This is a genomic window from Luteolibacter yonseiensis (genome assembly GCF_016595465.1).
Lineage (GTDB): Bacteria > Verrucomicrobiota > Verrucomicrobiia > Verrucomicrobiales > Akkermansiaceae > Luteolibacter > Luteolibacter yonseiensis.
This window is the reverse complement of sequence record NZ_JAENIK010000012.1, coordinates 1052124-1066440: the sequence shown is the minus strand read 5'-3', so window position 1 is coordinate 1066440 and position 14317 is coordinate 1052124. Positions and strand designations below refer to the sequence as shown.

At 60.2% G+C, this 14317-nt stretch carries 9 protein-coding genes; 4 read left to right on the top strand and 5 right to left on the bottom strand.

Annotated features, from left to right (window positions below):
• Position 1 precedes the first annotated feature (1 nt).
• The 4 genes from JIN84_RS20165 to JIN84_RS20150 are packed head-to-tail and all read left to right on the top strand — an operon-like array spanning position 2 to position 5319.
• Complete coding sequence (locus JIN84_RS20165) at positions 2 to 1219, top strand: glycosyltransferase family 4 protein (RefSeq protein WP_200352873.1); 1218 nt, start codon at positions 2 to 4, stop codon at positions 1217 to 1219.
• Positions 1216 to 2676 carry a WecB/TagA/CpsF family glycosyltransferase gene (locus tag JIN84_RS20160; protein WP_200352872.1) on the top strand — a complete coding sequence of 487 codons (1461 nt, stop codon included), beginning with the start codon at positions 1216 to 1218 and terminating at the stop codon, positions 2674 to 2676. Before JIN84_RS20165 ends, JIN84_RS20160 begins: the two co-directional genes overlap by 4 nt.
• Entirely contained in the window at positions 2673 to 3812 is a 1140-nt protein-coding gene (locus JIN84_RS20155; RefSeq protein WP_200352871.1) for a glycosyltransferase family 4 protein, read from the top strand. Before JIN84_RS20160 ends, JIN84_RS20155 begins: the two co-directional genes overlap by 4 nt.
• Before the next feature lies 1 nt (position 3813).
• Positions 3814 to 5319 (top strand): lipopolysaccharide biosynthesis protein, encoded by a 1506-nt coding sequence (locus tag JIN84_RS20150; protein ID WP_200352870.1) that lies wholly within the window; start codon positions 3814 to 3816, stop codon positions 5317 to 5319.
• A 213-nt stretch (positions 5320 to 5532) separates the two neighbouring features.
• Here JIN84_RS20150 and JIN84_RS20145 read toward each other — a convergent pair whose 3' ends face one another.
• The 5 genes from JIN84_RS20145 to JIN84_RS20125 all read right to left on the bottom strand — a co-directional run bounded on the left by JIN84_RS20145 (position 5533) and on the right by JIN84_RS20125 (position 14245).
• Entirely contained in the window at positions 5533 to 8193 is a 2661-nt protein-coding gene (locus JIN84_RS20145) for a cation:proton antiporter domain-containing protein (protein ID WP_200352869.1), read from the bottom strand.
• Between the two features lie 28 nt (positions 8194 to 8221).
• Positions 8222 to 11149, bottom strand: a complete 2928-nt coding sequence (gene secA, locus JIN84_RS20140; RefSeq protein WP_200352868.1) for a preprotein translocase subunit SecA — start codon at positions 11147 to 11149, stop codon at positions 8222 to 8224.
• 172 nt (positions 11150 to 11321) lie between these two features.
• Positions 11322 to 11666 (bottom strand): hypothetical protein, encoded by a 345-nt coding sequence (locus JIN84_RS20135; protein ID WP_200352867.1) that lies wholly within the window; start codon positions 11664 to 11666, stop codon positions 11322 to 11324.
• A gap of 183 nt (positions 11667 to 11849) precedes the next feature.
• Positions 11850 to 12677, bottom strand: a complete 828-nt coding sequence (locus tag JIN84_RS20130; RefSeq protein WP_200352866.1) for an RDD family protein — start codon at positions 12675 to 12677, stop codon at positions 11850 to 11852.
• A gap of 2 nt (positions 12678 to 12679) precedes the next feature.
• Positions 12680 to 14245 (bottom strand): ABC transporter permease, encoded by a 1566-nt coding sequence (locus JIN84_RS20125; protein WP_200352865.1) that lies wholly within the window; start codon positions 14243 to 14245, stop codon positions 12680 to 12682.
• Positions 14246 to 14317 lie beyond the last annotated feature (72 nt).

Here is a 14317-nt window from a genome sequence, read left to right as displayed (position 1 = left end):
GATGAAGCGTCTCCTGATTTTCCTGCCTTACGTGCCCTTTCCCCTCATGCGGGGCACCTACCAACGCGTCTACCACCTGGCGGAGGAATTGGGGAAGCACTATGAAGTGGACCTTTTCTGTCTTTCCTCAGAACCCGGGGACGCCGGCCATATCGGGCGTTTCCAGCAGTTCTGCAAGAGGGTGCGCTTCGAGCCGTTCGAGCACGGACCATGGGCTCCTTTCCTGACCGACCGCATCTGGAATCCGCTTCCGGTGACCGTCCGGCACTGGTGGTCTCCGCAGGTGCTCGAATCCCTGAAGCGGTTCACCGAAGGGAGGGAATATGACGTCGTGAATTTTTGTGATCTCGTGCTGTGGCCGTATATCAAGACGGTTTTCCCGTCCCACCCCGTCCGCGTCATGGATCGCAGCCGGGTCGACTGGCTTTATCAAACCGAGGTCCTCAACACCCTTGACCAGGGCTTCATGGAAAAGCTCAAGCTGAGGGAAAATCTCTCCAAAATCGCGAAACTGGAGCGCGAGGTACGGAACGAGCTGGCTCTCACCGTGGTCTGTGGTCCTGATGACAAAACCTTCCTGGAGCAGAAACTCGGCGAAAGCGACCGGGTGTTCGTTCTTCCGAACGGTGCCAATGTGGGATTTTTCAACGCGGACGAATGGCCTCCCCAGCCCACCGATTTTCCCAGCGCGATGTTTTGCGGCGCGCTCGACTACACTCCGAACACGGACGGCCTGGCCTGGTATTTTGAGAATATCCATCCGCAGGTCATGGCGGCCTGTCCGTCGTTCAAGGTCATCCTGGTCGGGAAGAATCCAACCGACACCGTCCGCGGATACGGCACGCTTCCGGGAGTGGAGTTCGCAGGCGAGGTTCCCGATGTGAGGCCCTTCTACCAGAAAGCATGGATGCAGATCGTCCCCCTCCGGATCGGTGGCGGGACACGCCTTAAAATCGCGGAAGGCCTTGCGATGTCGAATCCCGTTGTTTCCACCACGCTCGGGGCCCAGGGACTGGAACTCCACCATGGTGAACACCTGCTCCTGGCCGACACTCCCAAGGATTTCGCGGAAGCCATCCTGCGTTACGTCGCGCATCCCGCAGAGCGTCGGAGCCATGGTCTGGCCGGTCGCGCGCGCATTCTTGAAACCTACACCTGGAGCGCGCTGGGCAGCCGCCTCGCCGAGCGCATCGACACCCTTCACCGTTTGAATTCATGAAGCCAACGCACTTGGAACCACCCATCACGGTATTGTTAGGCCTGCCGTTTCACGACATCACGCTCGAGGAGGCTCTCGACTACTGTGCGGATGCCATGAGAGGCACGACGAACCGCTACCTGGTGACCGCCAATGTCGATTTCACGACACAGGCGTTCGAGGATCCTGACCTGAAGAAGATCGTCTTTTTCGCGGATCGTGTGGTGTGCGACGGCATGCCGTTGGTGTGGCTTTCGAAATTGCTGGGTTCGCCCCTGCGCGAGCGCGTCGCGGGATCCGACATGGTGCCGAAGCTGCTGGAAATCTGCGGCAGGGAAGGCCATTCCGTTTATTTTCTCGGCAGCGATGTCGATACATTGATCGAGGCGAAAGGCATCGTCGAGGCCCGCTACCCGGGCCTCAGGGTGGTGGGCGTGGATTCCCCGCCCATCGGAGCGGTCGTCGAGTGGGACAATGACATGCTATGCGAGAAAATGCGTGCGAGCGGCGCACAACTGCTGCTTGCCTGCCTGGGGTGCCCCAAGCAGGAGCGCTGGATCTTCGCCCATCACCGGGAAACCGGCATACCGCTCAGCATCGGCGTGGGGGCGAGTCTGGATTTCATCACCGGCAAGCAGAAACGCGCCCCGGTCTGGATGCAGAAATCCGGCTTCGAGTGGTTCTGGCGCATGTCCAGCAGCCCGCGGCGGCTGGTTTCCCGTTACAGCAAGGATTTCGTGTTCCTGATCAAGGCCTCGCTGCTGCAGTTGAATTCCCAACGCCGGCGCAAGCGCAAGGAAGTGGTTCCCCGCGATACCGTACGCGATGAAATGCCATTGTCCGAGCCGGTGATGCGGATTTCGTGGCACGGGGAGTTGCAGAATTCCGAACTCAGCGGTGCCCCGGTTCCGGAAACCGTGACGGCTCCGGTGCTGCTGGATACGTCGAAAATCACTTTCCTTGACAGCTCGGGCCTCGGCCGTCTCGCCCTGCTGGCGAGGATCTGCCGGTCGGCGAACCAGATGCTCATCGTCGTCAACCAATCTCCGGTATTTGCGAAATCCATCCGGGCGGTCCGGATGGAATCGCTTTTTTCCTCCGCGAAGTCCGAGAAAGCCGCCATCGAGCTGATCCAGAAACATACCGAAAGCGGGGGAGTTCTCCAGAAATCCGAGGAAGGTGTGGTGTGGGTCGCCTTCAGTCGTTCGCTGGACGCGCTTTACCATGAGGAGATGATGGATATCCTGGAAAAAGCCATTACAGGATCCGCCGGAATCCATACCCTCGTCGTGAACCTGAAGGAAGTTTCGTTCATCGACAGCCGTGCCGTGGGCGGCCTCATCCGTGCATGGAAAACGATGACATCGAACGGCGGGCAGATGTTTCTTTATGGCGCGAATTCGGGGGTCAGCGAGATCATCGCGCTCCTGCGGTTGGACAAATTCCTCACCGAGTGGAAAGGAGCTCCTCCTGCATGAAGGTCCTGCTGTCTGCCGGGATGATCCAGGGCGGACGCTCGGGAGTGGGGCGCTACGTCATCGCTCTTGGCGAGGCTCTCGTCCGCGAACAGAAATCGGTGGATCTTTACATCGCCGGACTGGATGCCGACCGGGCCTTGTTTCCATGGCTCGCGGATGACCGCTGGGTTTCCATTCCCGCCGACATGGGTGGAGGAGTGAAAAATCTCATCTGGCACCAGCTGAAACTGAATCCGATTGTCAGGGAGCTGAAAATCGACCTCGTGCACATTCCCAGCTACCGGCGGATGTTATGGAACTGCGCGGTGCCGCAGGTGGCCACCATCCACGATTGCGCGCCTTTCATCCTCAGGGAAAAGTACGATTTCTTCCGGGGCTTTTTCGGACGGGTCATCGTGCCGCGGATCGCCCGTCGCGTCCGCCGGGTCATCGCCGTGAGCGAGACCACCGGCAGGGACGTGATCCGCTATATGAAGGTCCCGTCCAGCCGTGTGACCGTCGTGCCGAACGGAATCGATCACGGGATGTTCAAGCCTTCCGGTGCGGAAGCCGTCGCCGCTTTCAAACAACGGAAAAAGCTGGATCAGCCGTTTTTCCTCTACGTTGCCCGCCTCGAGCACCCGGCGAAGAACCATGTCCGGCTCATCCACGCGTTTGAGAAGCTCGTGGCATCCGGCAGGTTCGGCGGACAACTCATTCTTCCCGGCGCGCCTTGGCACAGGGCGGAGGTCATCGAACAGGCCGTCGCAGACAGTCCTGTCCGGGAACGCATCCGGTTGGAGGGATTTGTCGACAATGCGGATTTGCCGCTCTGGTATGCCTCCGCGGAGGCGCTGATCTTCCCTTCGCTGATGGAGGGATTCGGCCTGCCTCTGCTGGAATCCCAGGCCTGCGGCACCCGGATCGCATGTGCGAACTCCACCAGTCTGCCCGAGGTCGCAGGCCCCGTCGGGATTCTCTTCGACGGACTCGACGAGAATTCCATCGCGGCTGCGATGGAGAAGCTCTCCACCATGGAGGACGCAGAGCGTCGTGCTTGCGAAGCCGCGGGCATCGAATGGGCCGGTGGTTTCACCTGGTCCTCACACGCCCGGGCTGCGGCGGAAATTTATCGCGAAACCCTGCAAACCCACTGAAATGTCTGATTGGCAAAAACGATTCTGGAGCACCACCGCGAGCGGTTATGTGGGAGTGGTGGCGAGAATGTTGCTGGGCCTGCTGTTGTTCCGCCAGATGTTCGAACAGCTCAGTCCCACCGAGTTCGGGTTCTGGGCCTTGATGTGGTCTCTCTTCGGTTACGGCATCCTTCTGGATTTCGGTTTCGGTTTCACCGCGCAGAAATCCGTCGCCGAGAAAACCGCGACAGGTGACATCGCCGGCTTGAGCAGGCTGTTGGCGACGATTTTCTGGACCTTCGTAGGCCTGGCCGCGATGCTGCTGGTGGTGTTCGTCGCGATCCGCGAACCTTTTCTCACCCGCATGCAGGTCCATGCGGAGGATCACGTGGAGTTCGGGCGTGCCTATGTCGTGTTCTTCATCGGCATGGCGATGATGTTTCCGCTCGGCCTGTTTCCCGAAATACTGCGGGGACTCCAGAGGAACGACCTCGCGAACTGGGTGGGCACGCTTGCGACGGTCCTGAATTTCGGCTTCCTCTCGTGGGGTCTTCATGCGGATTGGAGTCTTCCGGTGCTAATGGGTGTCAGTGTCACGACAAGCGCTCTTCCCAATCTCGTCGCCGTGTTCATCGCCTTCAGGCATCTGCCGGGCATATCATTCTCACCCGCGCTGTTCGAATGGAGGTCCGTGCGTTCACAGATGGGATTCTCCGTCGCCGCCTACCTCATCACCTTCAGCAACATGCTGATGTCGAAGACCGACCAGCTGATCATCACCCTGGTGATCAACGTGGCGGCCGTGACCATCTATCAGGCGGGTTACAAGATGGGCGAGATGCTCAGCATGTTCAGCACCCAGCTCCAGCAGCTGTTGTCTCCGGCCGCCGCCTCGCTGTATGCCCGTGGTGATGAGTCCGGACTGCGGAACCTGCTGCTGCGGAGTTCCAGATTCACGTTCCTGCTGGTCACCCCCTGTTACCTGCTTTCCGCGGTTTATCTGGAACAGCTCATTCAACTTCTCACCGGTCTGGACACCGTTTCCAAAGATACCTGGTGGATCGGTCAAACCCTTCTTTTCACGATCTACAGCTCGCAGATGACCAACAGCTGTTCGAAGAGGGTCCTGATGATGTGCGGGGAGGAAAAGCGGCTGCTTTACATTTCCCTCGTAGACGCCTTGGCGAACATTGTTCTCAGCGTTATCCTCGGCTACCGGTTCGGCGTGCTTGGAGTCGCCCTCGGTACGATGATACCGACCGTGCTGGTGGGCTGGCTGTGGGTCGTTCCCATGACGGTGAAAAAACTCAAGCTGCCGCTCTCTGATTACCTTGGTTATCACCTCAGGGGGACTGCGGTGCCACTGCTGGTTTTCTCCGGCATCCTCGCCACTCTGGCTGTCGGCGTGCCTATTTCCTCCAATGGCGGCTTCCTCGAGCTCGGCTGGCGGGGGATCGTCTGCATGGTTCCGTTGGCTTTCCTCGGACGGAAAGTCATCCGCGGAATGTCCCGGGAAACGGAAGCGTGATTCGTTCTATTCTCTCAGGAGGAATTCCTCGCAGGCATGTTTCGCGTGGTGCGGGGAGACGGGCTTGAGGTGACAAGGCCCGGCCTCCCCATGTCTCCAGACGGAGAGACTCATCTGGAATGGCTTTGAAAAATTTCCCTGTGATGCCTACGGGACGTTCGCGCGGAATGAATTCCGCGCTCCCGGTGGATGCCGGCATCATGGAGTCCGGTCTCAGTGCGACTTGAGCAGCTTGTGGATGATGTCCAGCATGGAGGCGGGGGAGTTCGCCCCGACCATCGCATCCCGCGCGGATTCGGTGCCTGCGAGTTTCGCCGTCTGCCTGAGGAGCGAAAGCTGGGCTTCGGGGCGTTCCGCAGGAGTGATGAGCAGGAAGAACAGGTGCACCGCCTGGTTGTCACCACTGGAGTAAACCACTCCTTCCTTCGACTGGCCGACGACGGCCAGCGGCGCGGAGATACCGGGGCAGCGGGCGTGGGGAATGGCGATGCCGTTTCCAAGGTCGGTCGAAATTTCCTCCTCGCGGGCGAGCACGAGGTTGTAGATCTGGCTCGCATCGAAACCGGCGGGCAGGCGGTGGGTCGGGATGGCGTGGATGAGTTCGTGGATGGCTTCCTCCTTGTTGGTTGCCGTCATCGAGGTGACCACGCCTCCGTTCTGGACCGCGCTCCCGAGCAGCACCGGCTTGTCGCGGGTATCCTCGTCTTCGAGCTTTCCAACGACCTGCTCCAGGATGTCCTCCATGGTGACCAGACCCAGAGGGGCTCCGCCGTCCTCGACGATGTAGATGCTGGCGCTTTCCTCCTGCATGCGTGTGAGGGTGGAGTCGATGCTGTCGTTCGGCAGGATCGATTTGACAGGACGGATGAGGCTGGACCAGTCGTTTCCTTCCTTCTGTGCGAGCAGGTCCTTGGTCCGCAGGTACCCGGTGACGCGGCGTGTCGCCGGATCAACCACAGGCCAGCGGGAGAATCTTTCCTGGGCGATCTGGTTCAAAACCGCCTGGCGGTCAGCGGTGGTGGACAGGGACCGCACGTGGGCCCATGGGACCATGACAAGCGCGACCCGTTGCGAGCGGATATTCGAAAAGTTGTCCATGATGAGGTGCAGGCGGATGTCCTGCAACTTCTGTTCCGCCGCCTGGCGGTGGATGCCCGTGTCCGTGAGAACGAGGCGGGCCAGGGCGACGGCGGCTTCCGCTTCTTCAAAGACGGCGGCGGAAGCTCCGCTGCGTTCCAGTTCCTCCCGTTCACGGAGATAGCGGGCCCGGACGACGATGCGCACGCTGTCGCTGATGGCCCTGCTGGCGGCGACGACGGCGGCCCGGTGCGAGGCGTTCGGCAGGGTGATGATGAGATGGGATGCTGTTTTCATACCCGCCTCTTCAAGCACCCCTTGGTTCGAGGCATCGCCATAGATGGCCACCTGTCCTTCCGCGTGCAGGGCGGTGACGGTGTCCATGTTCATGTCGATCACGACGGTGGAGAGTCCCGCGTCTTTCAGCACCCGGTGCACCGAGCGGCCGACGGGACCGTAGCCGACGACAATGGCGAGGCGTTTCCCGTCATCTTCGCCATGGGAGGGACCGGCGGGCATGGGCTTCGTTTGGGCGATCCTCTTTTCAGCACGACCATTGAGCAATTTCCACAGTCTGGGGCGTGCGCGCAACCAATCCTCGATCTGCGGCAGGGCGCGGAACAGCAGGGGATTCACCGTGATGGAAATGATGGCGGAGGCGACAAGCACGTTGTGTCCGGCGTCCGGCATCAGCTTGTGCTGCCGGGCGAGTTCCGAGAGGATGAAGGAGAATTCTCCGATCTGGGCCAGACCGATCGCCACCGTGAGCGCGGTTCTGACGGAATGGCCGAGCACCGCGACGATGAGAAGCGCGGCAAGCGGTTTTGCGATGAGAATGATGCCGAGCGCCGCCGCGACCATCAACGGTTGCTCGATGAGGAATGCCGGATCAAACAGCATGCCTACCGAGACGAAGAACAGCACCGCGAACGCATCCCGCAGCGGCAGCGCGTCCGCCGCCGCCTGATGACTGACTGGGGATTGCGCGACCACCATGCCGGCCAGGAAGGCTCCAAGCGCCATGGACGCACCGAAGAAGAAGTAGGACGCCGCGGCGATGGCCACGGAAAAGACCAGCACGGTGAGGGTGAACAATTCACGCGACCTGAGCCGTGCGACCTTCACCAGCGCCCAAGGCACCACCTTCGCTCCGGCGACCAGCACGATGGCCACGAGCACGGCGAGTTTCAGCAGAGCGGTTCCGAGCGTCAGCCAGAGCCCTCCACCGCCGGCGGAGGTGATGGTTTTCCCTTCCGCCACGGCTTGCGCCGCCTGGACTTCGGATCCCAGGACCGGAATGAGTACCAGCAGGATGACGGTGAAAATGTCTTCCACGATCAACCAACCAACCGCGACGTGTCCCTGGCGCGAACTGAGGACATCCGCATCCATCAGCACACGCATCAGCACGACGGTGCTCGCCACCGCCATCGCCATGCCGAGGACAGCACCCGTGGTGAGGGGCATCCCGAAGGCGGAGAACACCACCATGGCCAGCACCGTGGCGATCAGGCTCTGCCCGACCGCCCCCGGAATGGCCACGTTCTTCACCGCGATCAGATCCTTGAGATGGAAATGAAGACCCACCCCGAACATCAGCAGGATCACGCCGACTTCCGCCAACTGCTGCGCCAGATGCACGTCTCCGACAAACCCGGGCGTGTGGGGACCGATGATCACCCCCGCCAGCAGATAGCCGACGATGGGCGAGAGCTTGAGCCATTGGGTGAGCAACCCGAGAACCCAGGCGACGGTGAAGGCGGCGGCAATGGTGGAAATCAGCGATAAATCGTGCATGGTTTTTTAACGGGGTGGGAGAGTCCGATCAGGCGGAGTGGGAGAAGGCGGAGCGGAACAGGTTCTGCAACGCTTGTTCGCGGATGGAGTCCATGAGGACGACAAAGAGGTTGTAGGATTCATTTTTGTATTCGACGAGAGGATCTTTCTGGCCTTGGGCGCGGAGGTTCACCCCTTCGCGGAGTTCGTCCATGTCGCCCAGGTGTTCCTGCCAGAGCCGGTCGATGGCATACAGCACCATTCGGCGTTCCCCGTGGTCGAGCATTTCCTCCGGGATGTCCCGGACCTGGGTGTCGTAGGCTTCCTGCATTTTACGGACAAGCATCGCGGAGATGACATTCTCCCTGGGATCTTGGAAATCCTCCGGAGTGATGCTGACGGGGAAGTTCTCGTTCACCCGGTCATAAAGTTGTGCGGAGAGGGACTCGTAGGGATCGCACTCGGAAAGGAATCCGCGGATTTTTCCCGGGATCACTTCGGCGACGAGATCGTGCACCAACCGGCGCGAATCCTCGGTGGTGAGAACCTCGTTCCGGTAGCCGTAAACGATTTCGCGCTGCATGTTCATGACGTCGTCGAAATCCAGCACATGCTTGCGTGACCGGTAGTTCCGCTGTTCCACCTGCTTCTGGGCCGCCTCTACGGATTTCCCGAGCGAGGAGTTCTGCAACGTGACCTGGTCCTTCGCATCGAACTGTTCGACCGAGGATGCCAGGCGGTTCTGGCCCGCGTGGTGGCGCATGAGGTCATCTTCCAAGGAAATGAAAAACTGCGATCTGCCGGGGTCGCCCTGGCGCGAGCAGCGTCCGCGGAGCTGGCGATCCACACGCCGGGACGGATGCCGCTCGGTGGCGATGACGAACAGCCCTCCCAGCTCGGCGACTCCTTCGCCGAGTTTGATGTCCGTGCCGCGCCCCGCCATGTTGGTGGAGACCGTGACGGCACCGCGCTGTCCCGCGCGGGCGACGATTTCCGCCTCACGTTCATGGAATTTTGCATTGAGCACCACGTGCGGGATTCCCGCACGCTTGAGCAGCCGGGCGAGCGTTTCCGACGATTCGACAGAGGCTGTTCCGACGAGCACGGGCTGGCCGGCGGCGTGGGCCTTTTCGATCCGGTCGATCACCGCGTTATACTTGTCACGCCTCGTCTTGAAAATCTGGTCGTTTTCGTCGATCCGGATGTTCCGGGTGTTGGTGGGGATCGGCAGCACATCCAGCTTGTAGATGTCATGGAATTCCGCCGCCTCGGTTTCCGCGGTGCCGGTCATGCCCGCGAGTTTTTCGTAGAGACGGAAGTAGTTCTGGATGGTGATGGTCGCGTAGGTGTGGGACTCCTTTTCAATGTCCACCATTTCCTTGGCCTCGACCGCCTGGTGGAGTCCGTCCGACCAACGGCGTCCCGCCATTTCCCGGCCCGTGCTTTCGTCGATGATGGACACCTTGCCCTCGCTGACGACATAGTGGACATCCTTCTCGTAGAGGCAGTAGGCCCTGAGAAGCTGGGTGATGTTGTGAACCTTGCCCGCTTGCTGGTCGAGCCGGTCCCGGACCTCCACCCTGGCGGCCGATTTTTGCTCAGGGGTGAGGTTGCGGTTGTTTTCGATGGACGAGAGGCGTTCGTTCACATCAGGCAGGGTGAAGAAGTCCGGATCGTCGGGAGAAAGGTGGAGGCGGCCCTTTTCCAAAAGATCGGCCGACTGGTTCTTGTCATCCACCGTGAACAACAGGTCCTGCTTGAGTTTGAAGAGGTTTTTCTTGTTCGCTCCCTGTTGGTAGGAAAGTTCGCTTTTATCCAAAAGCCTGCGCAGTTCAGGGTCCTCCATGAACCGCAGGAAACGCCTGTTGCGCGGCTGACCCAGCTTGAGCTTGTAGAGCTGCGCGCCGGCCGCGGGCACGTCTCCCGCTTTCAGAAGGCGCTCCACTTCGCTGGCGACGCGGTTGCAAAGCTCCGTCTGCTTTTTGTAAAGCCCTTCCACCATCGGCTTGTAGAGCACGTATTGGTGGGATTCCTGGGAAGCGTAGCCGGTGATGATCAAGGGTGTTCGCGCGTCATCGATAAGGATGGAGTCCACCTCGTCGATGATCGCGAAGTAGTGCCCGCGCTGGACCTGCTCGCCACGGGTCATGGCCATGCCATTGTCCCGCAGGTAATCGAAGCCGAACTCGGAGTTCGTCCCATAGGTGATGTCGCAGGCATACTCCGCCCGGCGCTGCTCCGGTTGCATCTCGTTCTGGATGCAGCCGACGGACAGGCCTAGAAATCCGAAAAGCGCGCTCATCCAGTCGGAGTCGCGCTTCGCGAGGTAGTCATTCACCGTCACCACATGCACCCCGAGGCCAGCGAGTGCGTTCAGGTAAACGGGCAGGGTGGCGACGAGGGTTTTTCCCTCACCGGTCTGCATTTCCGCGATCATCCCGCGGTGGATCGCGATCCCGCCGATGAGCTGGACGTCGAAATGGACCATGTTCCAGATCATCGGTTGGCCATTGACGGGGACCTCCCTGCCGCACAACCGGCGGGCGGCGTTTTTCACCACGGCATAGGCTTCCGGCAGAATTTTCTCCAGATACTTCGCGCGTGTCTTGGCGAAATGACCGGTGATGTCCTGAAACGCGGCCTTGGCACCTTCGATCGAGGCCACCGTGGGTTGGATCGTTTTCGGCAGTGAGGAAAATTCGCCCCGCAGTTCCGAAAACCGTTCTTCCAAAGCACTTGCAGCGGTGGCGAGACCGGTTGCGTCCATCCGCTCGAGTTGTGACTTGGTCGGACTGTCGAGTTTGTGATAGCGGGCGAGGTGTGCCTGCCATTGCTTCGTCAGCGTCAGCAGTTTTTCATCAGGTTCGCGACGCAACGCTTCCTCGATCTCGTTGATGCGCGAGACGGTCGGGCGGATGCGATTCACCTCGCGGTCGTTTTTACCGCCGAGGATTTTAGGGAAAAGCCATTGGATCATGAAATGAAAGTTGGGGAAAAGAGATTGGAAAAAACAAATGGACCGCGGTGTCACCACCGCAGGAATGAGGCCTGATCCGACACTCGTCGTGATCTGCCGAAAGCCGTGCGACCGCACGGCGCGCCGGATGGTATTTTTCAACCCGGCTGACGGATGCTCAAAGGCAAACGATTCAGGCGATGTCCCAAGCGGGAGGCGCGCGTCCTCGCACCGCACCGTCCACCGGGTCGCCGGTTGGCCGGGTGAATCGGGCTTCGATGCGCGGAATCCATGAGAACACGGGACTCGCCTTGATATCGTCTGCGGCGCTTGGTTCCAAGTACGCCACCGGCTCGACCGGGCGGCCCCGCAGTTGCACATCATCCGACAGTGCGGAGATTCCGCTGTCATGCGAGGTTTCCTGCCTTTTGCCCGCCCTTTGTCCCGGCAGCAGCGCGCCCAGTCCCACGAACGCCACCAGAGCGATGACCCAGGGGATCATCGTCGCGTGCAGCAGTTTGTTTTCGGAGTGGGACATCGTGGAGCCGGCATGGGGGCTGAGGGAAACAGATCATTCCCTTCACACGAAACTCCGGGAGACGGGGACGGTTGTCAAACGATTGCGTCAAAAGAAGACATTGGAGGGACTCACCGGTAATCCGGCTCTCCACAATCCAGGGGCCTGACCCGTTTTCTCAATGAACAGCACCGGGCGGACGTCTCAGTATCGCTTTGGAAGGTGCCAGAACGGATTTTTCTCGAACTTCTGTTTGAATTCCGGGGAGGTCTTGGCGGAAATATCGAACCAATACGAACCCAAGACGACGAAATGCAGCAGGATCGCGCCGGACAATGCGAACACGTAGGCACTGAGGGAAACCGGATTCAGTGGTTTCACCGTTACCTGATGGCCGCCGACATAGTCCCACATCGGCGAGCCCAGGCGTTTCGCGTTGAAGTAGCTCAAGGTTTGGCAGAAAAGGGAGAGGATTTCCCAGCCGAAACCCACGCCGATGAACATCACGCGCAGGGAACGGATGGTGGAAGCGGCGAGACTGAGTTTTGAACCGTCCTTGTTGAGGACCCGCAGTCCGAGCAACCATTTGCCCGGGGTGGTGGCAAAGTAGTGGATGAGGAGGATTTCAATGATGAACCACGGGACCAGTCGGAAAAGGATGACCCAGTGGTTGAGCAAGGCCGCCTCGATGTCCTGCCGTGCCGCCCACATGCCGAGCCACCAGATCCCGGTGAAAAGCAGGAGATCCAGCCAGCGCGCCCAGAAGCGTCTGCCGTAGCAGGTAGGGACAGGAAGCGGAGGAGGCAGGCGCTCTGTGGGAGGAACGACGGGATCGGGCTCGATCGCTGGAGCGGCGGCCGGCTGGAATTCACGGGCGAAGATCTCGATCTCCTCCAAAGGTTTCCATGCTTCCAAGCCTTCGTGCCACGCATGGATGCTGCCGGAAAGCTCGCCGGTTCCGATTTTTTTCCTGACTTCGAAGTCGTGGAGCGGGCCTGTTTTCTCGCCGTCGCGGATGATCCAGATGTCCATGGTCAGAGATTGCGCAGGGATTTGGCCGCATCACTGCGGGCGGCGAAATAGGCCGGCACGAAGGCGGCCAGCGAGCACAGGAGGAAGGCGATGGTGGCGAAGGCGGCCTGCTCCCATGCGTCGTTGTAGGCTGGCAGGATGTCCGAACCAATCAGGGCGGCGGAAAACGGATCAAATCCGAAGATCCGCAGGACGCCCTGCAACTCGCCGCGGAACGCGATGACGATCCGTCCCAGACCTACCCCCAGAAGTCCCCCGAGCGAACCGAGGATCATGCCTTGGTAAAGGAAAACCCGGATGATCTGTCCGGAAGACGCACCGAGCGATTTCATCACGCCGATTTCCCTGCGTTTCTGGATGGTGATGGTGAACATGACCGCCATGATGGAGAACGCGGAGACGAGCATGATGAAGATCAGCACGAAATACATCATCACGCGTTGCTGGCCGATCAGGCGGAAAAACGGTTCGTAGGCTTCGCCCCAGGTGTGCCATGTCCAGTCCGGATCGAAGGACCGGCCGGCCGCCGCCTTGAAGTTTTCCGCCTCATACGGGTCCGTCAGCGTGATGCGGATACCCTGCACCGAATCTCCCAGCCCGGCCAGATCCTGTGCGAGGGGCAGGGGAACGAAAAGGGCGGGAGTGGCCGCCATCATGGAAGCAGGGTAGATGCCCATGACCTCGACCTCCTTGGGAAGGACCAGGGACTTGAGGCTTTTCAACACCTCGGCATCCATTTTCTCCGTATCCGTGACACCGAGTTCCGCGAGGCTTGTTTCGATCCGCTGCCTGGATTCCGCGGGGAAAATGAAAACTCCGTCCGTTTCGTTGATCGCGGATTCATCCATGGCAAACAGAATGGATTCGATCTTGTCGCGTTCGGCCTGCCGGATGTCATCCTCATAGATGGCCTGCAACGCGGCGTAGGTTTCGCGATACTCCGCGAGTGTGAGGGTGGTCTTGTCCCCATCCACCTTCCAACCCGATCCCAGCACGGGCGAGATCTTCTTCCAAACTTCCGGAAAAGCTTCGCGCACCGGGGGGCGTTCGGTGCTTTTGAAGATCCGCATCACCTCGCGCACGTTGCGGGTGGAGATCAGGCGGATCTTGTCGCCCACGCTGATGTGGAGATTCTCGGCCACGAGCGAGGAAATGACAACGCGGTCGTCGATCCCGAGATCGGCGGACGAACCGGGGTAGGCCTTTTTATCGAGCAGTTTTTCCAATCCCGCCACCTGGACCGGATCACTGGTATCCACCGCCCGGAAATCCACCGGACGTTGGTCGATGGGGGCGTCGATGACGACATTGTCCGCGACATAGGCGGTGGCGGATTCGACATTGGGCAGCTTTTTCACCATCGAGATCGCCTCGTCCGCCTCCTCCCGGACCATGCGGTGGTCCCGCATCAGCAGGACATGTGGCAGGGCTTCGAGGTAGCGTTGCTTCACGTTCCGCTCCAGTCCCGCGAAAACGGACATGACGACGACGAGCGCCAGCACGCCGAGCATGACCCCTACCAGCGAGATGAGGCTGAAGGAAGAAAGAACCGAGCGGCGGGGGTTCAAATACCGCCGGGCGAGGAGCAGGCTGAAGGATCGTTTTTTGATGCCGTTAGCTAACCCGTGATCGGCGGCTGG

Excerpts from the sequence above, each read along its gene's own strand:
- JIN84_RS20165 (WP_200352873.1), top strand. The coding sequence starts at position 2 with ATGAAGCGTCTCCTGATTTTCCTGCCTTACGTGCCCTTTCCCCTCATG.
- JIN84_RS20160 (WP_200352872.1), top strand. The coding sequence starts at position 1,216 with ATGAAGCCAACGCACTTGGAACCACCCATCACGGTATTGTTAGGCCTG.
- JIN84_RS20155 (WP_200352871.1), top strand. The coding sequence starts at position 2,673 with ATGAAGGTCCTGCTGTCTGCCGGGATGATCCAGGGCGGACGCTCGGGA.
- JIN84_RS20150 (WP_200352870.1), top strand. The coding sequence starts at position 3,814 with ATGTCTGATTGGCAAAAACGATTCTGGAGCACCACCGCGAGCGGTTAT.
- JIN84_RS20145 (WP_200352869.1), bottom strand. The coding sequence starts at position 8,193 with ATGCACGATTTATCGCTGATTTCCACCATTGCCGCCGCCTTCACCGTC.
- secA (WP_200352868.1), bottom strand. The coding sequence starts at position 11,149 with ATGATCCAATGGCTTTTCCCTAAAATCCTCGGCGGTAAAAACGACCGC.
- JIN84_RS20135 (WP_200352867.1), bottom strand. The coding sequence starts at position 11,666 with ATGTCCCACTCCGAAAACAAACTGCTGCACGCGACGATGATCCCCTGG.
- JIN84_RS20130 (WP_200352866.1), bottom strand. The coding sequence starts at position 12,677 with ATGGACATCTGGATCATCCGCGACGGCGAGAAAACAGGCCCGCTCCAC.